Raw genomic sequence first — 19,655 nt, 5'->3', positions numbered from 1 at the left:
GCCGTCGCCGCGTCAGCCCCCGTGGCCCGCCGCGCCCGCCGGTACGGCGGCCGTCAGTCCGGCCCGCAGCCCGTCCACCAGCGCGGCCGCGCCCGCCGGCTCGCCGGCCGCGCCGAACACGTGGTAGTCCGGGCGGACCAGCAGCGCGCTCGCCCCGTACCGGGCCAGGTAGGCCCCGTAGACGCCGTCCGTGTCCACCACCCGGACCTCGCCGGACTCCCCGGCGCCGGCGTCCCCCCGCCCGTCCCGGGTCCGGTCGGCCGGCAGCAGCCGCACCACGTGCGCCCGGAGCCCGGCCAGGAAGGAGAGCCGCTCCGCGCCGAGCCGGGCGTCCGCCCCGGGCGCGAGCAGCAGAACGAAGCCGCGCCCGACCACCTCGTCGAACAGGCCGCGGCCGCCGGGCCCGTCGACCACCCCCTGCGGCACGACCTCGCCGGCCGGCCTGAGCGGTCCGTCGCCCCCGCCGCCGTACAGCAGGCCCTCGGTGAGGGGCTTGGCCGGCTCCGGCCGGGTCGGGCCCCGGCCGTGCCGGTTGGCCAGCACCGTGGCGTCCCGCTCCGCGGCTGCGGCCGGGTCGGTCACGCAGATCACCCGGCCCAGCTGGACCGAGGCCAGGATCGACTCCCTGACCTGCGCCCGGCGTTCCCCGGTGTAGGTGTCCAGCACCGCCTCGTCGGCGAGACCGCGCAGCACGAGGTCCAGCTTCCACGACAGGTTGACCACGTCCCGGATGCCCGAGCACATGCCCTGCCCGGCGAACGGCGGCATCAGATGGGCCGCGTCACCGGCCAGCAGCACCCGGCCCGCCCGCCAGCGGTCGGCCCACCGGGCCTGGAACATGTAGGTGGTGCTGCGCAGCAGGGTGGCGGTGTCCGGCGTGACCCCGAACGGGGCGAGCAGCCGCCAGGCCGTCTCCTCGCGGTTCAGCTCGGCGGCCCGCTCGCCCGGCAGCCGCATGAACTCCCAGCGCCGGTGCCCGGGGCCGCTGCCCACCAGCGTGGTGGGCCGGGCCGGGTCGCAGATCTGCAGGTTGGTCGGTACGAACGCCCGCGGTTCGCGCAGCTCGACGTCGCACAGCAGCCACTCGTAGGAGAAGCCGAGGTCGGTGACGGGGACGTCGAGGTGGTCCCGGACGAAGCTGTTGGCGCCGTCGCAGCCCACCACCCAGCGGGCCGAGACCGTCCGCGCCGCGCCGTCCTCGTCCTCGGCCGTCACCAGGACCCGGTCGCCGTGGTCGGCGATCCCGACGACCTGCCGGCCGCGCTCCACGGTGACCCCGGGCAGCCGCGCGGTCCGGGCGGCCAGCAGCTCCTCCAGGGCGGGCTGGTGCATGGTGTTGGCATCCGGCCAGCCGTACGGGCCCGGGGTCCGGAACTCGATGTCCAGCAGGGTCTCACCGGCCGCCGTCCGCCACTGGTAGCCGGAGGCCGGTTCGGTGATCCGGCCGAGGTCCGGGCCGATCCCGCAGGCGGCGAGCAGCCGGGCGGTCTCCCCGTCGAAGCTGGTCGCCCGGGGCAGGGTGTACGGGCGCCGGCGGCGTTCCAGCACGGTCGTCCGCCAGCCGTGCTGGGCGAGCAGGACGGCGAGCGCGGCCCCGATCGGCCCGTTGCCGACGACGACCACGTCCGTGTCCGTCGGGCCGGTCGGGGGCTCGTGCGGTGACACCTTGGGCATAGGGACCCCTCATCGCAGGGAGGCGGCGGACCGGTGCGGACCGGTGCACGGCGGGTGGGCACGGCGGCGGGAACACGGCGGAGGAGCGCGCAGGCGCTGCTCGGACGCCGCGGCGGCTGCGCGCGACAACGGGGCGCGACAGCCCTGGCAGGAACATCGGAAGACTACTACCGCGACCCGCGTGAAGCGTCAACGTCCGCCCCGGGCTATCAGATCGGGGGATACCACGACCGGTCTTGACCGGCCTACTGTGCGGACGTCCCGAAGAATCCGGGGACCCGTGCGCAGTCCGCCCGCCACCGCCTTCCGGCGTGGGCCCGCGGCCGCGCCACGGACCGTTGCCCGAAGGGAAGATCCGGCATGGCCCAAGCGACGACCGCCCACTACGAGAAGTGGGTCAGTGTCTTCCACCCGGTGCCGACGAGCACCGTGCGGCTCGTCTGCCTGCCCTACGCCGGCGGGTCCGCGAGCTTCTTCTTCCCGGTGTCGCGGGTGCTCGCCCCGAAGGGGATCGAGGTGCTGGCGATCCAGTACCCGGGCCGTCAGATGCGCCACCAGGAGCCGGGCATCGACAACATCCCCGAGTTCGCGGACGAGATCTTCGCGGCGGTGCGCCACCTGGACGACAAGCCGCTGGCGCTGTTCGGCCACAGCATGGGCGCGGTGCTCGCGTACGAGGTGGCCCTGCGCCTGCGGCGGGCCGGACTCCCGGCGCCGGTACGGCTGTTCGCCTCCGGCCGGCGGGCGCCGTCCCGCTACCGCGACGAGAACGTCCACACCGGCTCGGACGCCGACGTGGTGGCCGAGCTCAAGGCGCTGAGCGGTACCAGCCAGCTCATGCTGGCCGATCCGGAGAACCTGGCGATGATCCTGCCGGCCATCCGCAGCGACTACACCGCCATCGAGCGCTACCGGCACGACCCCGACCAGCGGCTGGACTGCCCGCTGACGGTGCTCGCCGGCGACAGCGACCCGCGGGTGTCGATCGACGAGGCGCGGGCCTGGGAGGAGCACACCACCGGGGCGACCGAGCTGGAGGTCCTCCCCGGCGGACACTTCTTCCTCGCCGACCGGAGCGCCGAGGTGATCGAGCTGCTGGCCCGGAGACTCACCGGGCAGGACGCCGCAACCAACCGCTGAACCACCTCCTGGAATGGGTCGACATGCGAACCGCCGCACCCGTGCCGACGATCGGCCAGCACTCGCTCCTGGTGTTCCTCCTCCAGGTCGCGGTGCTGCTCCTCCTGGCACTCGTCCTCGGCCGCCTGGCCCAGCGCTTCAACCTGCCCGCGGTGGCCGGTGAGCTGTGCGCGGGCGTCCTGCTCGGGCCCTCGGTCCTCGAACCGCTGCTGCCGGGCTTCTCCGACTGGCTGCTGCCGCAGAAGCCGGACCAGCTGCACCTGCTGGACGCGGTCGGGCAGCTCGGCGTGCTGCTGCTCGTCGGGGTCACCGGCGCGGAGCTGAAGTTCGCCCTGGTCCGCCGGCGCGGGCTGACCGCGGCCCGGGTCAGCATCGCGGGCCTGCTGCTGCCGCTGGGCCTCGGGATCGGCACCGGCTACCTGCTGCCGCGGTCCTTCCTGCCGAGCGGCGCGGACCCGGCGGTGTTCGCGCTCTTCCTCGGCGTGGCGATGTGCGTCACGGCGATCCCGGTGATCGCCAAGACCCTGCTGGACATGAAGCTGCTGCACCGCGACATCGGCCAGCTCATCCTGGCCGCGGGCGTGGTCGACGACGTGGTGGGCTGGTTCCTGCTCTCCGTCGTCTCGGCGATGGCCACCGCCGGGCTGACCGCCGGGGTGGTCACCGCCGCGGTGCTGTACCCGATCGGCGTGGTGGTCTTCGCCCTGGTGGTCGGCCGCCCGCTGGTCGGCCGGGCCCTGCGCGCGGCCGGCCGGTCGGAGGGCCCGATGCCGACGATCGCCACCGCCGTGGTGCTGGTGCTGTTCAGCGCGGCGGCGACGCAGGCGATGCACCTGGAGGCCATCTTCGGCGCCTTCGTCTGCGGTGTGCTGATCGGCACCAGCGGCGAGCTGGACCCGGCGAAGCTGGAGCCGCTGCGGACCACGGTGCTGGCCTTCCTGGCCCCGCTCTTCTTCGCCACCGCCGGCCTGCGGATGGACCTCACCGCGCTGGGCCGCCCGATCGTCCTGGGCGTCGCGGTCGCGGTGCTCGCCGTGGCGATCTTCGGCAAGTTCGTGGGGGCCTTCATCGGGGCCAGGCTCAGCCGGCTCAACCGCTGGGAGGCGCTGGCGCTCGGCGCCGGGATGAACTCCCGCGGCGTCGTCGAGGTGATCGTCGCGATGACCGGCCTGCGGCTCGGCGTCCTGAACACCGAGACGTACACCCTCATCATCCTCGTCGCGATCGTGACCTCGCTGATGGCGCCGCCCATCCTGCGGTACGCGATGACCCGCGCCGAGGAGGTGGCCGGGGCCGAACTCGGCCTGGGCGACCAGCACACCGACCCGGTACAGACCCCCGACCGGGCACCCGGCGCGATCCGCGTCTCCGACCAGCGAGGTGACTCATGACCACGATGCTTCTCCTGAACGGCCCCAACCTCGGGATCCTCGGCCAGCGCGAGCCGGAGATCTACGGCACCGACACGCTGGCCGACATCGAGAAGGCCGTCGCCGAGGAGGTGAGCGGCGTGGGCTGGGAGGTCCGCTCGATCCAGCACGACTCCGAGGGCGACCTCGTCCGGGCCATCCACGAGCACCGGCTCAGCAGCGTCGGCGCGGTGGTCAACCCCGGCGCGCTGATGATCGCCGGGTGGAGCCTGCGCGACGCGCTGGCGAGCTATCCGCAGCCCTGGGTCGAGGTGCACCTGAGCAACGTCTGGGCGCGCGAGCAGTTCCGGCACGAGTCGGTGATCGCCCCGCTGGCCGGCGGTGTGGTGGTCGGCCTCGGCGCCTTCGGCTACCGCCTGGCGGCCCGCGCCCTGGTGCACCTGACCGCCGCCGACCGCTGACGACCCGCCGGGCCGCCGCGGCCGGCCCGCCGCGTACGGCCGCCGGACACCGCCGGCCCGTCAGACACCTCCGGACCGTCCGGACCACGCGTTGAGAGGAAGACCCGGCCCATGAGGCTCAAGCTCCACGAAGTCGGCGACGGCGACAAGGTCGCCCTGCTCGTCCACAGCATCATCTCGTCGTCGGACACCTGGAGCCGGGTGGCGCCCCGGCTGGCCGACCGCGGCTACCGGGTGATCATGCCGGACCTGCGCGGCCACGGCGAGAGCCCGCAGGCCGACTCCTACTCGCCGGAGCTGCTCGCCGCCGACCTGGTGGAGTCGCTGCCGGCCGGCGCCGACCTCGCGATCGGCCACTCCTTCGGCGCCTCGGTGCTCTCGCTGGCGGTGGAGGGGCTGCGCCCGGCCAAGGTGGTCTACAGCGACCCCGCCTGGCGTTTCACCGAGAAGGCGGTCGCGGAGATCCGCGAGTTCGCCCAGTTCACCAAGGTGGCGACCGCCGAGGCCATCCGTCCGATGTTCCCGCGCTGGCAGCCCGAGGACATCGAGGCCGAGCTCGCCGGGTACGCGCGGTGGGACGTCCGGGCCGTCGACTGGCTGGAGAGCTCGCACAGCTACGTACCGGCCCGCCCGGTCGTGCCCTCGCTGGTCCAGGGCGCCGGCGACCACCACCTCGTCCCGGACGAGCTGGCCGAGACCCTGCGCGCGAGCGGGTTCGAGGTGCGGTACGTGCCGGACACCGGTCACTGCATCCACCGGGACGACCTGGACGGCTTCCTGGCCTCCCTCGAAGGCTGGATCTGACCCTATGGGCAACGGAAGTTGACGTTTGATCAGGTTGTTCGGCCGGCGACGCGACACGGTCGCCGGCCGAGCGGCCGAACGGTGATCGGCCTGCGTGGTAGTGTCGCCGCGTGAGCTCTGGCCGCCTTGATCACGCACATGAGGGCACTTCTCCGACCGACGGGAAACCGCAGGTCGTCCACGGTTCCTTCGCCCTGCAGGTCGGCTTCTCGGCGCCGCCGGAGCAGGTCTTCGCGGCCTTCGCCGAGCCCGCGCTGCGCACCCGCTGGTTCCGCCTCCCCGGCTCCTCGAAGCACGCCACCCACGCGCTGGACTTCCGGGTCGGCGGCAGCGAGGTGGCGACCAACCTGTTCGTCTCCGGGGACATCGAGGAGCGGCTCGAGTACCGCTCCCGGTTCCACGACATCGTGCCCGGCGAGCGCATCGTCTACGTGTACGAGGCCCACGTGGACGGCCTGCGCCGCTGGGTCTCCCTGGTGACGCTCGAACTCGCCGCCCAGGGCGCCGGATCCCGGCTCGACTGGACCGAGCAGTACGCGTACCTGGTGCTGAGCGGGGACGGCACCCAGGACACCGCCCACCTCCAGGGCGGCACCCGGCTGATGCTCAACGGACTGTCCGCCGTCGTCGACCCGGAGCGCTACCGGGGCCTGGCGAAGATCCGCCCCGAAGAGTCCTGACCCTTCGTCAGTTTCTCGCGAGAGGCGCAGCCGGCACGGGCGGCCCCCTGTCGAGGAGGCCGCCCGGACCCCCGGCCGCGCCGGGACTCGGGTGGCGGCCGGGAGCCGCTCGCGCGGGGGCGACGGAGCGTCAGGTGCTCGAGGCGCGCACCGCGGTGAGGGTGGCCGGCTCCGGCTCCGCCGGGCTCGGCGCGGGACGGCGGCGCCGGGCGAGGGCGAGGAGGAGGGCGCCCGCGGCCGCGCCGGCGAGGAGGACGATCGCGGCGACCGAGGCCGCGCGGCCGACGGCGTCGGTGAAGGCCTGGGCCACGTCCTGCGGCCGCGGGTTCCGGAGGGCGCCGAGCCGCTCGCCGAAGCGGCTGGTCATCAGGGTGCCGAGGACGCTGGTGCCGAGCACCGCGCCGACCTGGCGGGCGGCGTTGACCGTGCCGGCGGCCGCGCCCTCCTTGCCGCGCGGCACATGGCCGACCGCCAGCGCGGTCGAGGGCGCGCCGGCCAGGCCGCAGCCGAAGCCGAACAGCACCAGCGCCGGGGCGTAGCCGCCGAACCCGTCGGCCGGTCCGACGGTGGCGAACAGGCCGGCGCCCGCCGCCGCCAGCAGCAGCCCGGTGATGATGAGCCGGGCCGCGCCGAACCGTGGCCCGAGGATCCCGGCGACCGCCGAGGCCAGGATGAACATGCCGAATTCCGTGAGGAGTTGGACGCCCACCTGGAGCGCGGTCAGTCCGCGCACCTGCTGTAGCCAGAGCACCTGGAGCATGGCGAGGCCGACGAAGCCGAACAGGACGGTGCCGGCCAGCAGCAGCGCCGCGCTGTACGAGGGGTCGCGCATCAGCCGCAGGTCGAGCAGCGGGTGGGTGCGGCGCAGTTCGACCACGGCGAAGGCGGCGAGCAGGACGGCCGCGCCGAGGGCGGCGGCCAGCGGGGCGCCGCCGAGGTAGCTGTGGTGGCCGCCGTCGATCAGCCAGTAGATGAGCAGGGCGAGCCCGCCGGTGGCGAGGATCTGCCCGGGCCAGTCCAGGCGGACGCCCTCGGCCCGGGACTCGGTCACGCCGAACAGGGCGGCGGCGCCGGCGAGCGCGGCGATCACGGGGCCGAGCCAGAACGCGGTGTGCCAGGTCGACCAGCGCAGCGCCAGCCCGGCCGTGATCGGCCCGAGGGCGAGGCCGAGGCCGGAGGCGGCGGCCCAGGCGGCGATCGCGCCGGCCCGCCGGCGCGGGTCGGGGAAGGCGTCGGTCACCAGGGCGAGCGAGCTGGGGGTGATCAGCGCGCCGCCGAGTCCGGCCACCGCCTGTCCGAGCAGGACGGTGGACAGGCTCCCGGCGAACACCAGGACCACCCCGCCGGCGCCCATCGCGAGCGCGCCCAGCAGGAAGATCCGCCGGCGGCCCCAGCGGTCGGCGAACGCGCCGCCGCCCAGTACGACGGAGGCCACCACCAGGGTGTACATGCTCGGGATCCAGACCAGGTCCGCGGCGTCGAGGCCGAGGTCGGCGCGGACCGCGCCCAGCGTGCCGATGGTCTGGGTGGTCTGGATGAAGACGGTGAAGAGGCCGAGGCAGGCGGCCAGCAGCACGGTCCCGGTGCGGTCAGTGCGCGGCATCGGGCACCTCCGGGGTGCGGGGCGCGGCGGTGCGGGGGGCGGTCACGAGAGCTCCCAAGGGGCGTGGGTTTGACATCGCGACTCACTGTAGCGCTGTGCGTTTGATAATCCAACTATGCAGGTCGAGGGTGTGACGCAGCGACGGGGCGCCCGGTGGATCCGAGGCGCCCCGCCGCTGGGGGGAGTGGCCGGTCAGCTGGGCGTGCTGCCCGTGGCGCCGGGGCAGGGCGGGAGGGTCGAGGGCGCGACGGTCGCACAGGTCGCCGTGGCCACCGTCGGCCCGGACGCCGTCGCCGAGTTCGCGGACGCCGTCGCCGTGGAGGGCGTCACGCTGGCGGTGGACGGGCCGGGCGGCGAGGACGAGGTGGGGCCGGCGGACTTGGTCGACGACGAGGCCGACGCCGAACCGGTGCTCGCCGAGGACGACGGGCCGGAGGACGGCCCGGACGGCGTGCCCGAGGAGCTGGAGGCCGAGGCCGACCCGGTCGACGGACCGGTCGAGCCCGAGGTCGAGCCGGAGGTCGAGGGCGAGCCCGAACCCGAGGTGGAGCCCGACATCGACGCCGACGGGGAGACCGGCTTCATCGGAGCGGCCGGCGGGATGCCCGGCACCAGGACCTCCGGCGGCTGGACCGTCTTGTCCACCACCTTGATCTGCCCGGTCACCCGGGCGAACCAGCCACCGGTGGTGATGTCCACCAGGACGAGCTCCGTCACCGGCTTCGGCGCCGCCACCACGATGACCAGCGAGGACGGCTGGAAGCCGGCCCACGACTTGCCGGTGTACTTGGCGTCGCTCACCAGCTCCGGCGGCTTCAGCGGGTTCCCGCAGCTGCAGCGCACCCGCGGTACGCCCTGCGCGTCGACCAGGACGGCGGTACCGGCCTGCAGCACCGACTGGTAGGCGACCGACGCCCCGCCCTTGTAGCTGTGGTTGGTGACCCGGGTGTCCACCCGCAGGTAGGCGGAGGTCAGCGAGCGCAGATAGCCCGGGATGGCGGACTGCTCGATCCCCTGGGCGGCCGCCCAGGCCCGGCCGGTGTCCCCGGTCGACGTCATGGAGATCAGCCGTTCGACGTCGCAGGCCGGCTTGGACTTCTCGCCGGCGTAGAGCCCGGCCGAGGAGCCCTGCACGGTGTGGATGCCGCTCGGCGAGGCCGCGGCGGTGCTCTTCGTGGCGCCGCCCGGACTGCCCGGGGCCGACGCGGGAGCGGAGACCGCGGTGGTCTCGACCGACTGGGTGAACGGCGCCGGCCCCGGATCGCCCGGCGTCTGCAGCGCCACCTCGTTCGCGGCCGGGATGGCATCGCTGGGCGTACCGCTCCCGCCGCCGCTGTTGACGATCAGCACCGTCGCCAGCACGGCCAGCGCCGCGGTACCCCCGGCCAGCGCCAGCTTCGTGCGGGACCGCCACCACGGCGTCGGACGCCCGCCCGGCCCACCGGCCGAGGAGCCGCCCGGCCCGGACGGCCCGGACGGGGGAACGGACGGCGGTCCCGGCGGGCCGCTGGACGGCGGCCCGGAGAGCGGGCCGGACGGCGGGCCGGACGGGGGCCCGGAGAGGGGCGGTTGGGAACTCATCGAGGCTCCGTTTCGCGGGCGGCCGGCGAAACGACCGGCACAGAAGGCTCCTGCCACTGGCTTCCATTTCTGCCCCCGCCCGGCAACCGCCGCAACAGCACGCCACCGCCGGCTCGCCGTGCGCACACAGCGCGCGCGGCCCGGTCCTGGGTGACGCTGGACTCAGACGCGAGGGGGGCACCCGAGTCCACCAGGAGCCCGCATGCCCCAGGAGCCCCCCACCACGGCGCCCGGCCCGCCCGGCGTTCTGCGCGGTTGGCTGGACGCGTCGGCGGTCGTCCTCGCCGGGATCGCCGCGATGGCGGCGGTGGCCGCCCTCGGCCTCTGGGCCGCCGGCGCCGGCTCCCTGCCGGGCGGCGGCTTCCCGTACGTCCTGGCCGGTGCGCTGGCGCTCGCCGTCGGCGGCTCCGTGCAGCTCGACGGCGGGGCGGGCTTCTTCGCCCAGGTGGACGCCGGGATCACCGCGATGCCGCTGACCGTCGGACTGGTCGGCGCCCTGGTGATGGCGGAGGTGTTCCTGCGCCAGCTGCGCTTCCGGGCGGTCGCCGGCGGCGCCGAACTGCTCGGCCGGGTGGCCCGGACGGCGGCCGTCTGGGTGGTGGCCCTGGTGCTGATCACCCTCGCCGCCCGGCACACCTTCGTCGTCCCGCTCGGCGACGACCTCGTCCAGGACCTCGGCGGCGCCCTCGGCCTGACCCCCGAGATCGGCTTCCACGCGGAGCCGCTGAGCACCATCGGCCTCGGGCTGCTCTGGCTGCTGGTGGTCCTGGCGGCCACCTTCGCGGTCTCCCGCCGGGCGCCGCTGCCGCGCGGCCTGGTGCCGTTCCAGCAGGCCGTCCGGCCGGCCGCGTTCGCGATGCTGCTGGTGCTGCTCACCTGTGTGGTGCTCGGCCTGGTGGCGGGGCTCGTCACCGCCGTCGTGCACGGCGACGCCCGGGCGACGCTGGCCCTGCTCCTGCTGGCGCTGCCCAACCTGGTCTGGCTCGCCCTCGGGCTGGGGATGGGCGCCGAGTGGCACGGCCACCTGGTCGGGGCGGTCGGGCTGCCCGTCCCGGAGTCGCTGTCCGAGGTGCTGCGCGCACCCGAGGGCAAGTCGGCCACCATCAGTCTGAGCACTCTCGCGGAGCAGGACGGCCGGGTCTGGTGGCTGCTGCCGCTGACGGCCGTGCTGCTGCTGGCGGCCGGCTTCCTCACCGCCTACCGCTCCCCGCGCGGGGTCCGGCTCTGGCAGCACGCCGTCCGGCTGGGCGCGGCCGCGGCCGTGACGATGCTGCTGGTGGGGGTCTGGTCGCGGGTCTCCGCCGACTACGGCCTCTCGGTGCTCGGGGTCGGCGCCGGGGACGGCGGGCTGGGTGACCTCCTCGGCTCCGTGCTCGGCGACACCAACCCGGTCGCGGGCCTCGGCGGCGGCTCGCTCGTGCTCGACCCGCAGCTCTGGCTGCTGGTGCCGCTGGCGGCGGCCTGGGGCCTGGTCGCCGGCCTGCTCGGCGGTCTGCTGGCGGCCCACCGGAGCAGGCGCGGCGAGATCGCGGCGGACGGCGGCTGACGGCCGGGACCCGCGCGCCTCAGCGTCCCCGGGGGTGGACGACCGGCGTCGCCCAGTCCGGCGGCTCCGGCACCGGGGGCGAGACGTACGGCCCGCCCGCGCCGCCGTACGCCGGGAGCACCTGGGTGGCCGGTCCGTCCGACAGCCAGGGCGTGGCGGGGCCGGGCGCCTCGGCGGTGGCGGCGCGCAGCTCGGCGACGAACTGCAGGCAGCTGGCGTACCGCTGCTCGGGTGATTTGGCGAGTGCCCGGGCCACCACGGCGTCCACCTCGGCGGACAGGTCCGGGCGGTGGTCCCGCAGCGTCGGCGGCGGGTCGTTGAGGTGGGCCCAGAGCAGTGCGAGGTCGCTCTCCCGGCGGAACGGCGGCGTCCCGGCCAGCATCTCGAAGACCACACAGCCCAGGCTGTACTGGTCGCAGCGGCCGTCCAGCGGGCGTCCGGAGATCTGCTCGGGCGCCGCGTAGTCCAGGGTGCCGACGATCTGCCCGACGGTGGTCAGGCCGCTGAGCGAGAGCGACTTCTTGGTGAGGCCGAAGTCGGCCAGGTACAGGTGCTCCGGGTGTTCGCTGTCCGTGCCCGCGGCGACCAGCACGTTGCCCGGCTTGACGTCCCGGTGGACCAGGTCCTGGTCGTGCGCGGCGTCCAGCGCGGAGCCGATCTGCAGGGCCAGCCGGGCCGCCCGGCCGACCGTGAACGCGCCGCCCCGGTTCATCAGCCCGCGCAGGTCGCCGCCGTGCACGAAGCGCATCGCGATGAACAGGATCCCGTCCGTCTCGCCCGCCTCGAACACCGGGATGATGTGCGGGTGGTCGATCGCGGCGGCGGCCTCCGACTCGTGGATGAACCGCTGGCGGAACACCTCGTTGCGGGCCAGCTCCGGCGCCAGCAGCTTCACCGCGACCGTCCGGCCCAGCCGCAGGTCCTTGGCCCGGTACACGACGGCCATGCCGCCCCGGCCGATCTCGGCCTCCAGCCGGTAGCCGGCCACCCGCCGCCCGACCATGCCGGACGGCAGACCGGGGACCTCCTCGGTGTGCGAGCCGGTCGGCGGCGGCGGCGGTCCGGTGGGCTCACCGCTGCCCGACTCCTCCGGGGGGATCACGGCTCACCCGTCCGGGTCGGCTCGTACCCGGTGGGGGCTCGGCCGGGCGAGGGCGAGGGCGAGGGCGCCGGGCCGGGTGCGGGCGGGGGCGAGGCGGCCGGGCGCGGGGTCGCGGCCGGGGAGGCGTTCGGCCGCCCGGGCGCCGCGTAGGTCTGCAGCTGGAGGCCGTCGCAGTAGCACCAGCGGTCGTGCACCGGGTCGAACAGCCAGAGTGCCTCGCCGTCGACGACCAGCCCGATCCGCAGGCCGCGGGCCCGGTCCCGGAAGGTCTCCAGATCGGCGCTGCCGGCCGCGAGGTCCTCCAGCAGCGCCCGGTAGCGGGCCAGCGCGCCCTCGGCCTCGGCCAGCGCCGGGCGGGGGTCGGCCGTCCGGGCCGGCGGGCCGGTGGCGTCCGGCGGCGCCGTCGGGAGGTTGATCAGCAGTCGGCCGTCCACCCAGGTGGCCCAGCCGTTGGAGCAGAGCACGTGCCCCCAGTCACCCTGCCGGGCGATCAGCTGGACCGGCAGCAGCGGGTCCAGCCGGGCGGCCGGCTGCGCCGGGTCGGGGGCCGTCCAGGTGGCCATCCCGTCCGGCGGGGCGACATGGGTCGGGCGGAACGCGAATTCGTCCATGGGCTCCGTCCATCGGAGGCGTTCACTTCTGCGTGATCACTTCCAGCTGATCACCTGCGTCCTGCACACCCCGCGTCCCGGTCGCGCGCATCCGATCACTTCCGCATGATCGAGGGCTCCTGCCGGCGCAGCAGTGCCAGCACGGCGCCGCCCAGCACCACCGAGAGGCCCACCAGGATGCCCAGGCACCGCAGCCAGCGGGTGCGGTCGGGGCGGAACAGCGGGTCCGCGGTGATCGCGGTCGGGAAGACCGTGTGCAGGTCGACGGTCTGGGCCATGGCGGCCAGACCCCAGCGCGACGGCACCAGCCAGGCGAACTGCTCCAGGCCGGGCACTCCGTGCAGCTTCAGCATGGCGCCGCTGAAGACGATCTGCACCACCGAGAGGAGCACCAGCATCGGCATGGTGGCCTCCTCCTTGCGGACCAGCGCGGAGACCAGCAGGCCGAGCATCATGGCCGAGAAGGAGAGCATCGCGACGGCCAGGATCAGCTCGGCGAGCGGCGGCAGCACGACGCCGCTGTGCACCGTCACCCCGTTGGGCAGCGTCGGGCTGAGGTCCACCCCGGCCAGGCCGACCGTGGTCAGCACGGCCGCCTGGGCCACCGTGACGGTGCCGAGCACCACCACCTTGGAGACCAGGTACGCCGATCTGGAGAGCCCGACCACCCGTTCCCGCTGGTAGATCGGCCGTTCCTTGACGATCTCGCGCACCGCGTTGGCGGAGCCGGTGAGCAGCCCGCCGATGCACAGGGTGAGCACCACGTTGATGGCGTTGTCGGGGGAGATCCGGGAGCCGGCCATCGCCCGGCACATCACGCCGATGATGAACGGCAGGGCGATCATCACGGTGAGGAAGAGCCGGTCGGCGGCCAGCACCGCGGTGTAGCGGCGGACCAGGGTGCCCAGCTGGGAGAACCAGCCCTGCGGCTTCTCCCGTCCGATCGGGCTGCCGCCGACCGCGGCCGGGCGCCCGGCGGGGACGCCCGGCACCGCGCCGGCGGCGACGTACCGCTGGTACTGCGGGGACGCCAGGAACCTGCGCTGCCAGGCGGCGTGGTCCTCGCTCTCGAAGGCCTCGAAGGCCTCGGGCCACTCGGAGTAGCCGAAGAACTCCAGGGCCTCGCCGGGCGGCCCGTAGTAGGCGGTCCGCCCGCCCGGGGCCAGCACCAGCAGCCGGTCGCAGACGGACAGGCTCAGGACGCTGTGGGTGACCACCACGACGGTGCGGCCGTCGTCGGCGAGGCCGCGCAGCATCGTCATCACCGAGCGTTCCATGCCCGGGTCCAGCCCGGAGGTCGGCTCGTCGAGGAAGAGCAGGGAGGGCTTGGTCAGCAGCTCCAGGGCGACGCTGACGCGCTTGCGCTGGCCGCCGGAGAGGCTGGAGATCACCAGGTCGGCCCGGCTGTCCAGGCCGAGTTCGTGGATCACCTCGTCGACCCGGGCCTCGCGCTCCGCCTTGGTGGTGTCCCCGGGGAAGCGCAGTTCGGCCGCGTAGGAGAGCGCGCGGCGGACGCTGAGCTGGGTGTGCAGGATGTCGTCCTGCGGCACCAGGCCGATCCGGCGGCGCAGTTCGGCGTAGTCGCGGTACAGGTCGCGGCCGTCGTAGAGGACGGTGCCCTCGTCGGCCGGGCGCAGCCCGGTGAGGGCGTTGAGCAGGGTGGACTTGCCGGCGCCGCTGGGCCCGGCCACCGCGAGCAGGGCCTTCTCGGCGAGCGGGAATCCGACGCCGTCCAGCAGCACCCGGCGGTCGGGGCCGACCCGGACCACCAGGCCCTGGACGTCCAGCGAGATCTCGCCGGTGTCGGTGTACTCGACCAGCTCGTCGCCGGACAGGCAGAGCGCGAAGTGGCCGATGCCGACGATGTCGGCCGGTCCGACCGGGGCCCGGACCACCGGGCGGCCGTTGAGGTAGGTGCCGTTGTGGCTGGCGAGGTCGACGATCTCGTGCCCGCCGTCGGGGAGGGTGCGCAGCTCGGCGTGGTGGCGCGAGACCACCAGGTCGTCCAGGACGAGGTCGTTGTCGTCGGCCCGGCCGATCCGCACCGTCCGGCCCGGGAGCCGGATGATCGCGCTGGGCTGCCGGAAGACGCCGGAGGCCTGCGGGGCGATCAGCGACGGCCGCTCGCGGCCGGCCGGCGCGGGCAGCCCGGCGAAGGTCGCGGAGGGGCCGTCGGCGGGGTTGCCGAACCGCAGCCGGGTGCCGGGGCCGACGTCCTGGTGGTCGATCCGGCGGCCGTCGGTGAAGGTGCCGTTGGTGCTGCCGACGTCGTCCAGCAGCCAGTGGCCGTCACTGGTGTGCAGGACGGCGTGGTGCCAGGAGACCCGCGGGTCGTCGATGACGATCTCGCTGGTCGGGTCGCGGCCGACGTGGTACGACCGGCCGGGATCGATCAGCTGCGAGTCCCGGTCGGTGACGAGGACCAGAGGCGGCGCGACGGGCGCGCCTGCGCGCTCTCCCATGGTTCGGATTCTAGTCCGGCCGGGGCGACCCGGCGTTCCCGGCGGGGCTCCGGGGGCGCTCCCGCCCTTGACCAGCCCGAGTCAATTGGACTGGACCACTGGATCGGAAGCGGACCGCTGCCCTATCGTTTGCCCCATCGTCCGGAGCGTCTGCCACGCCGTCCGGAGCGTCTGCCCGCCGCCCGGAGCGCTCCGGGGCGGCCCCCCGCGAGCCCCTGGATGGACCGATGAGTCTCTGGCCGCAGTTGCGCGATTCCCGGCTGGTCCGGGCCGGCCGGGCCCCGGGGACCCGCCTGCGCTGCGGGCTGATGGACACCATGCTGGCCGACCTCTCGGTCTCGGTGGTCCTCTTCTTCGAACAGACCCTGGACGAGGACCGGCTCGCCGCCGGCCTCGCCCGGGCCCTGGCGCAGGTCCCGGTGTTCGCCGGGCGGCTGCGCACCGACGGCGAGGAACTGACCGCCGTCTGCGACGACTCCGGTGTACCGATGGACAGTTACGACGTCGACGGCACGCTGGCGGAGGCGATGGGCCGGGTCGCCTCGGCCGGCGCCGCGCTGGTCGACCCGGTGGACGCCCCGGCCGCCCGGGCCGGCGGCGTCCCGCTGCTCACCGTCCGGATCACCCGGCCCTCGGCCGGCGGCACGGTGCTGGGCTGCTCCTGGCACCACGCGATCGGTGACCTGCAGAGCTTCATGCTGCTGATGCGCGCCTGGTCCGCCGCGGTGGAGGGCGAGGAGCTGCCCGAGGCCGAACTGGTCGAGGACCAGGACGCGTTGCTCGGCAAGGTGCTGCCCGCCGAGGACTGCGGGCGGCCCGGGTTCCGACTGCCCGGCCCGGCCGAGGCCGCCGTGCTGGCCGCTGCGGTGGCGGCCGGGCCGCGCGCCAACCGGACCGTCCAGCTGTACTTCGGCGAGGCCGAACTCGCCCGTATGCGCGAGGAGTTCAGCGCGACAGCAGGGCGAAGACTTTCCTCCGGCGACGTGCTCTGCGCCCATGTCGTCAGTACGGTGCGGGAGTTGGACGAGGACGGCGAGACCCGCTGGCTCACCGTCCCGGTCAACGCACGCCGCCCGCTCGGTCTGCCGCCGACCCTGGTCGGCAACCTGCTGGGGGACGTCCACCTGCCCCACGCGCCGCAGGACGGCCCGGCGGCCCTCGCGGCCGCCCTGCGCGAGGCCCTGGAGGGCTTCGCCGACGGGCACCTCAACCTCCGCTCCAATCTGGCCTTCCTGGAGGCGATCGGGCGGTCCCGGCTGCGCGACTGTGTGCCGCTCGGCTTCGACCCGGAGCACCGCCGGTTCAGCTTCTCCAACTGGAGCCGGTTCGGCGCCTACCGGATCGCCTTCCAGGGCCACCGGCCGGTGTTCTTCAGCCCGGCCGCCAACTACCCGCTGCCGTGGGTCTCCTGGACGGTGGAGGGGTTCCACGGCGCCGGATCGCTCACTACGGCAGTGCTCCCGGCCCGGTTGGCCGCCCGCCTGCGCAGCGCCGAGGGGCGGGCGGCACTGCACCGCCACCGCGACCCGGCCGACGTGCTGCCCGAGCTGGCCACCACCCTCGCGAAGGTGCTCTGACCGGGCCGGGCCGCCGCGTACGGCGACGCCGACGAGGGGGTGGGCCGTCGGGCCCACCCCCTCGCGTCGGTCCGGGCTCCGGAGGCCCGGAGGGCACCGAGGCGGTGCGTGCCCTCCCGTGCCCTCCCCTGCCCTCCGGTACCGTCCCGGTGCCGGTCAGGCCGGGAAGGCCTCCTCGATCGCCGTCCAGAGCCGCACCCGGGCGCTGAGCGCGAGCCGGACGGTCTCCGCGCAGGCCGCCCACTTGGCGTCGTCGTCGCCGCAGAGGTCGATCAGCATCTGCATCGCCATCGGGGTGTGCTGCTCGCCGTCGACCTCGATGTGCCGGGCCAGGTAGTCCTTGAACACGGTGAGCGCGCCGTCCGGGTCGTCGATGCTGATGACCTGGGCGAACATGTCGGGGATGAGGTCCTCGCGGCCGAAGGCGAACGCGGCCGCGCGGCAGTGCACCGGCGCGTTCTCGATGATCTCCCAGGTGGTCGCGGTGAAGTCCACGGCGGCCTGCGGCACCCCGGCGGTCTTCAGTGCCTCGGGCACCGGGGTGCCCGCGCGCAGCAGCTCCAGGAAGGCCTCGACCGGTGCCGGGTCGGCGCCGGCCTGCCGCATGCCCTCGACGTACAGCTCGAAGTGGCTGGTGAAGCCCTCGCCGAGCTCGTCGCTCTCCTCCACCAGCACGATGTCGTTGATCAGCCGGCGGCTGGCGGTCGGGCCGTTCGGGACCCACGGCACGTCGACGCAGGTCAGCTCGCGCTGCAGGCTCTTCAGCAGCGACATGAAGTCCCACACGGCGAAGACGTGCCGGTCCAGGAAGGTGCGCACGTGTCCGATGCTGGTCAGTCCGCCGTAGACGGTGTGGCCGACGACCTCGCGGCGCAGCGGGTCGATGGCCTCCTGAAGACCGGTCAGGCCGGGGTGCGAACGGTCCCAGTGGTAACGGCTGGTGGACATGTCGAGCTCCTTCACGGGGGAACGGGATTCTGCCACGAGGGGTGCGCGCCGGACAGGGGGCGCGCACCCCTCGGGTTACTTCATGACGGCGCGCAGCGCGTGCCGCAGCTGCTCCCGGCCGGGCTGGAGGGCGCGGTCGAGGGCGGGGGCGAACGGCAGGACGGCGCCGTCGGGGCGGGTGACGCGGCGGGGCGGGGCGATCAGCCGCATCTCCTCGGCGGCGGTGGCCAGCACCTCGGCGCCGATGCCGCAGCTGCGGTTGGAGTCGTCGACGACCACCAGCCGGCCGGTGCGCTCCAACGAGGCGGCCAGCGCCGTCCAGTCGAAGGGGTGCAGCGTACGGGGGTCGAGCACCTCGACCGAGATCTCGTCGGCGAGCTCCTCCGCGACCGCCAGCGCGTCGTGCACCAGGTGGCCGACGGCGACCAGGGTGACGTCGGTGCCGGTGCGGTGGACGCGCGCCGAGCCGAGCGGGATCGGCTCCAGCGCCCAGGTGACGGTCTCGCGCACGGCCAGCGCGGCGGCCGGCGCGAACACCACCACCGGGTCCGGGTCGCGCACGGCCGAGCGGAGCAGGCCGTACGCGTCGGTCGGCGTGGCGGGTACCACCGTCTTCACCCCGGCGTGCGCGAACAGGCTGTAGGGGTGGTCGGAGTGCTGGCCCGCCCAGCCGTCCCGGGAGCCGGATCCGGGGACCACACAGGTCAGCGGGACACTGGCCTGGCCGCCGGTCATCAGGGAGAACTTGTGGGCCTGGTTGACGAGTTGCTCGAAGACGAGGAACAGCAGCGAGGGGATCTGGAACTCGATCACCGGCCGCCGGCCGCTCAGCGCCGCGCCGATCGCCATCGCCGTGAAGGCCTGTTCGGAGAGCGGGGTGTCGACGATCCGCCCGGGCCCGAAGCGGTCGAGCAGCCCGAGGGTCGGACCGGCCAGGCCGGCGCCGATGTCCTCGCCGAACACGCAGACCGCGGGGTCCTCGGCCAACTCGTCGGCCAGTGCCCGGTTCAGCGCCTTGGTGTAGGAGAGTCTGGTCATCCCGTCGCTCCCGCCCGCGGCCGCCGTCCGTCGGCGTACAGATAGTCCAACGCGCCCTCCAGGTCGGGCAGTTCGGAGGCGAGCGCGAACTCCTCGGCGGCTGCCAGCTCGGCCGCCACCGAGGCGTCGAGCTCAGCGGCGCGTGCCTCGCCGATCGCGGCCGCGGCGCGCGGCAGCGGGTCGCGGGCCCGCCAGTCGGCCACCTCCTCCGGCGTGCGGTAGCGCAGCTTCATCCGGCGTTCCATGGTGTGGTGGCCCTCGAAGCGGTAGGTGCGGCACTCCAGGAAGCCCGGGCCGCCGCCGGACCGGGCCCGGGCGACGGCCTCCTCGGCCGCGGCCCGGACGGCCTCGGTGTCCATCCCGTCGACGGTGACGGCGGGGATGCCGAAGGCGGCCGCCCGGCCGACCGCGCTGCCCGCGACCGCGGTGGCGGCCGGCAGGGTGGTGGCGTAGCCGTTGTTCTCGCAGACGAAGACCACCGGCAGCCGCCACATCGCGGCCAGGTTGAACGACTCCAGCAGGACGCCCTGGTTGAGCGCGCCGTCACCGAAGAAGGAGACCGCCACCCGGTCGTCGCCGGCCTGCCGGGCCGCCCAGGCGGCGCCGACCGCGATCGGCGCACCGGCGCCGACGATGCCGTTGGCGCCCAGGATGCCCAGCGAGAGGTCGGCGGCGTGCATCGAGCCGCCCCGGCCCCGGTTCAACCCGTCGACCCGGCCCGCCAGTTCGGCGAGCAGCCGGCGGGGGTCGACACCCCGGGCGAGCACGTGGCCGTGCCCGCGGTGGGTGGAGGTGAGCCGGTCGCCCGGGCCCAGCGCGGCGCAGACGCCGACCGCCACGGCCTCCTGGCCGATGTAGGGGTGGATGCCGCCGGTGATCACCCCGGACTTCACCAGGGTGAGCGCCTGCTCCTCGAAGCCGCGGATCAGCCGCAGCATCCGGTACCGCTGCTCGGGGGTGCCCAGCGGCGCGGGCCCGGGGGGGGGGGGGGGGGGGGGGGGGGACACCAAGGGAGACCGTGTGGGGGGGGCCTCTAACCACAGCGCAGGGGTCCCCCC

Annotated in this window: 16 protein-coding genes; 7 read left to right on the top strand and 9 right to left on the bottom strand. The window is 74.7% G+C overall.

The window, feature by feature from the left end; translation table 11 throughout:
* Positions 1–12 precede the first annotated feature (12 nt).
* Complete coding sequence (gene mhpA, locus ACZ4UX_RS12025) at positions 13–1,674, bottom strand: bifunctional 3-(3-hydroxy-phenyl)propionate/3-hydroxycinnamic acid hydroxylase MhpA (RefSeq protein ID WP_465706538.1); 1,662 nt, start codon at positions 1,672–1,674, stop codon at positions 13–15.
* Positions 1,675–2,034: 360 nt separating this feature from the next.
* Here mhpA and ACZ4UX_RS12020 point away from each other — a divergent pair, with 360 nt between their 5' ends.
* From ACZ4UX_RS12020 to ACZ4UX_RS12000, 5 genes are all read left to right on the top strand, one after another.
* Positions 2,035–2,814, top strand: coding sequence for a thioesterase II family protein (locus tag ACZ4UX_RS12020; RefSeq protein WP_329491278.1), 780 nt, complete (start codon positions 2,035–2,037; stop codon positions 2,812–2,814).
* A 23-nt stretch (positions 2,815–2,837) separates the two neighbouring features.
* Positions 2,838–4,205, top strand: a complete 1,368-nt coding sequence (locus ACZ4UX_RS12015) for a cation:proton antiporter (RefSeq protein WP_465706537.1) — start codon at positions 2,838–2,840, stop codon at positions 4,203–4,205.
* Complete coding sequence (locus ACZ4UX_RS12010; protein WP_329491280.1) at positions 4,202–4,645, top strand: type II 3-dehydroquinate dehydratase; 444 nt, start codon at positions 4,202–4,204, stop codon at positions 4,643–4,645. The genes ACZ4UX_RS12015 and ACZ4UX_RS12010 overlap by 4 nt, the downstream gene beginning before the upstream one ends.
* Before the next feature lie 111 nt (positions 4,646–4,756).
* Positions 4,757–5,449: an alpha/beta fold hydrolase gene (locus ACZ4UX_RS12005; RefSeq protein WP_465706536.1), complete on the top strand. Its 693-nt coding sequence runs from the start codon at positions 4,757–4,759 to the stop codon at positions 5,447–5,449.
* Between the two features lie 110 nt (positions 5,450–5,559).
* Complete coding sequence (locus ACZ4UX_RS12000; protein ID WP_380387758.1) at positions 5,560–6,129, top strand: SRPBCC domain-containing protein; 570 nt, start codon at positions 5,560–5,562, stop codon at positions 6,127–6,129.
* A 130-nt stretch (positions 6,130–6,259) separates the two neighbouring features.
* Here the strand turns inward: ACZ4UX_RS12000 and ACZ4UX_RS11995 are convergent, their stop codons facing one another.
* Complete coding sequence (locus ACZ4UX_RS11995) at positions 6,260–7,732, bottom strand: MFS transporter (protein ID WP_465706535.1); 1,473 nt, start codon at positions 7,730–7,732, stop codon at positions 6,260–6,262.
* 192 nt (positions 7,733–7,924) lie between these two features.
* The gene (locus tag ACZ4UX_RS11990; protein WP_465706534.1) at positions 7,925–9,313 is read right to left on the bottom strand and encodes a DUF6777 domain-containing protein; all 1,389 of its coding nucleotides are present in this window, start codon (positions 9,311–9,313) and stop codon (positions 7,925–7,927) included.
* A gap of 202 nt (positions 9,314–9,515) precedes the next feature.
* Here ACZ4UX_RS11990 and ACZ4UX_RS11985 point away from each other — a divergent pair, with 202 nt between their 5' ends.
* Positions 9,516–10,859 (top strand): streptophobe family protein, encoded by a 1,344-nt coding sequence (locus ACZ4UX_RS11985; RefSeq protein WP_465706533.1) that lies wholly within the window; start codon positions 9,516–9,518, stop codon positions 10,857–10,859.
* Between the two features lie 19 nt (positions 10,860–10,878).
* Here ACZ4UX_RS11985 and ACZ4UX_RS11980 read toward each other — a convergent pair whose 3' ends face one another.
* The 3 genes from ACZ4UX_RS11980 to ACZ4UX_RS11970 all read right to left on the bottom strand — a co-directional run bounded on the left by ACZ4UX_RS11980 (position 10,879) and on the right by ACZ4UX_RS11970 (position 15,034).
* The gene (locus ACZ4UX_RS11980; RefSeq protein WP_465706599.1) at positions 10,879–11,862 is read right to left on the bottom strand and encodes a serine/threonine-protein kinase; all 984 of its coding nucleotides are present in this window, start codon (positions 11,860–11,862) and stop codon (positions 10,879–10,881) included.
* 95 nt (positions 11,863–11,957) lie between these two features.
* On the bottom strand, positions 11,958–12,572 hold the full coding sequence (locus ACZ4UX_RS11975; protein WP_465706532.1) for a hypothetical protein: 615 nt from the start codon (positions 12,570–12,572) through the stop codon (positions 11,958–11,960).
* A gap of 95 nt (positions 12,573–12,667) precedes the next feature.
* Positions 12,668–15,034, bottom strand: a complete 2,367-nt coding sequence (locus tag ACZ4UX_RS11970; RefSeq protein WP_465706531.1) for an FHA domain-containing protein — start codon at positions 15,032–15,034, stop codon at positions 12,668–12,670.
* 227 nt (positions 15,035–15,261) lie between these two features.
* Here ACZ4UX_RS11970 and ACZ4UX_RS11965 point away from each other — a divergent pair, with 227 nt between their 5' ends.
* A complete protein-coding gene (locus tag ACZ4UX_RS11965; RefSeq protein ID WP_465706530.1) occupies positions 15,262–16,611 on the top strand; it encodes an acyltransferase in 1,350 nt (449 codons plus the stop codon).
* A 156-nt stretch (positions 16,612–16,767) separates the two neighbouring features.
* Here the strand turns inward: ACZ4UX_RS11965 and ACZ4UX_RS11960 are convergent, their stop codons facing one another.
* From ACZ4UX_RS11960 to ACZ4UX_RS11950, 3 genes are all read right to left on the bottom strand, one after another.
* Positions 16,768–17,559, bottom strand: coding sequence for a DUF3050 domain-containing protein (locus ACZ4UX_RS11960; RefSeq protein WP_329491289.1), 792 nt, complete (start codon positions 17,557–17,559; stop codon positions 16,768–16,770).
* A 75-nt stretch (positions 17,560–17,634) separates the two neighbouring features.
* On the bottom strand, positions 17,635–18,597 hold the full coding sequence (locus ACZ4UX_RS11955; protein WP_359807060.1) for an alpha-ketoacid dehydrogenase subunit beta: 963 nt from the start codon (positions 18,595–18,597) through the stop codon (positions 17,635–17,637).
* Positions 18,594–19,535, bottom strand: a complete 942-nt coding sequence (locus ACZ4UX_RS11950) for a thiamine pyrophosphate-dependent dehydrogenase E1 component subunit alpha (RefSeq protein ID WP_465706529.1) — start codon at positions 19,533–19,535, stop codon at positions 18,594–18,596. Before ACZ4UX_RS11950 ends, ACZ4UX_RS11955 begins: the two co-directional genes overlap by 4 nt.
* Positions 19,536–19,655: the final 120 nt, after the last annotated feature.

The organism is Kitasatospora sp. NPDC028961 (assembly GCF_055564815.1).
The sequence above is the reverse complement of the archived record's forward strand: the minus strand, read 5'-3'. Positions and strand labels throughout refer to the sequence as shown.

Excerpts from the sequence above, each read along its gene's own strand:
- ACZ4UX_RS12015 (WP_465706537.1), top strand. The coding sequence starts at position 2,838 with ATGCGAACCGCCGCACCCGTGCCGACGATCGGCCAGCACTCGCTCCTG.
- ACZ4UX_RS11995 (WP_465706535.1), bottom strand. The coding sequence starts at position 7,732 with ATGCCGCGCACTGACCGCACCGGGACCGTGCTGCTGGCCGCCTGCCTC.
- ACZ4UX_RS11970 (WP_465706531.1), bottom strand. The coding sequence starts at position 15,034 with ATGGGAGAGCGCGCAGGCGCGCCCGTCGCGCCGCCTCTGGTCCTCGTC.
- ACZ4UX_RS11950 (WP_465706529.1), bottom strand. The coding sequence starts at position 19,535 with ATGCTGCGGCTGATCCGCGGCTTCGAGGAGCAGGCGCTCACCCTGGTG.
- ACZ4UX_RS12020 (WP_329491278.1), top strand. The coding sequence starts at position 2,035 with ATGGCCCAAGCGACGACCGCCCACTACGAGAAGTGGGTCAGTGTCTTC.
- mhpA (WP_465706538.1), bottom strand. The coding sequence starts at position 1,674 with ATGCCCAAGGTGTCACCGCACGAGCCCCCGACCGGCCCGACGGACACG.
- ACZ4UX_RS11990 (WP_465706534.1), bottom strand. The coding sequence starts at position 9,313 with ATGAGTTCCCAACCGCCCCTCTCCGGGCCCCCGTCCGGCCCGCCGTCC.
- ACZ4UX_RS11980 (WP_465706599.1), bottom strand. The coding sequence starts at position 11,862 with ATGGTCGGGCGGCGGGTGGCCGGCTACCGGCTGGAGGCCGAGATCGGC.
- ACZ4UX_RS11965 (WP_465706530.1), top strand. The coding sequence starts at position 15,262 with ATGAGTCTCTGGCCGCAGTTGCGCGATTCCCGGCTGGTCCGGGCCGGC.
- ACZ4UX_RS11985 (WP_465706533.1), top strand. The coding sequence starts at position 9,516 with ATGCCCCAGGAGCCCCCCACCACGGCGCCCGGCCCGCCCGGCGTTCTG.
- ACZ4UX_RS11960 (WP_329491289.1), bottom strand. The coding sequence starts at position 17,559 with ATGTCCACCAGCCGTTACCACTGGGACCGTTCGCACCCCGGCCTGACC.
- ACZ4UX_RS12005 (WP_465706536.1), top strand. The coding sequence starts at position 4,757 with ATGAGGCTCAAGCTCCACGAAGTCGGCGACGGCGACAAGGTCGCCCTG.
- ACZ4UX_RS12010 (WP_329491280.1), top strand. The coding sequence starts at position 4,202 with ATGACCACGATGCTTCTCCTGAACGGCCCCAACCTCGGGATCCTCGGC.
- ACZ4UX_RS11975 (WP_465706532.1), bottom strand. The coding sequence starts at position 12,572 with ATGGACGAATTCGCGTTCCGCCCGACCCATGTCGCCCCGCCGGACGGG.
- ACZ4UX_RS11955 (WP_359807060.1), bottom strand. The coding sequence starts at position 18,597 with ATGACCAGACTCTCCTACACCAAGGCGCTGAACCGGGCACTGGCCGAC.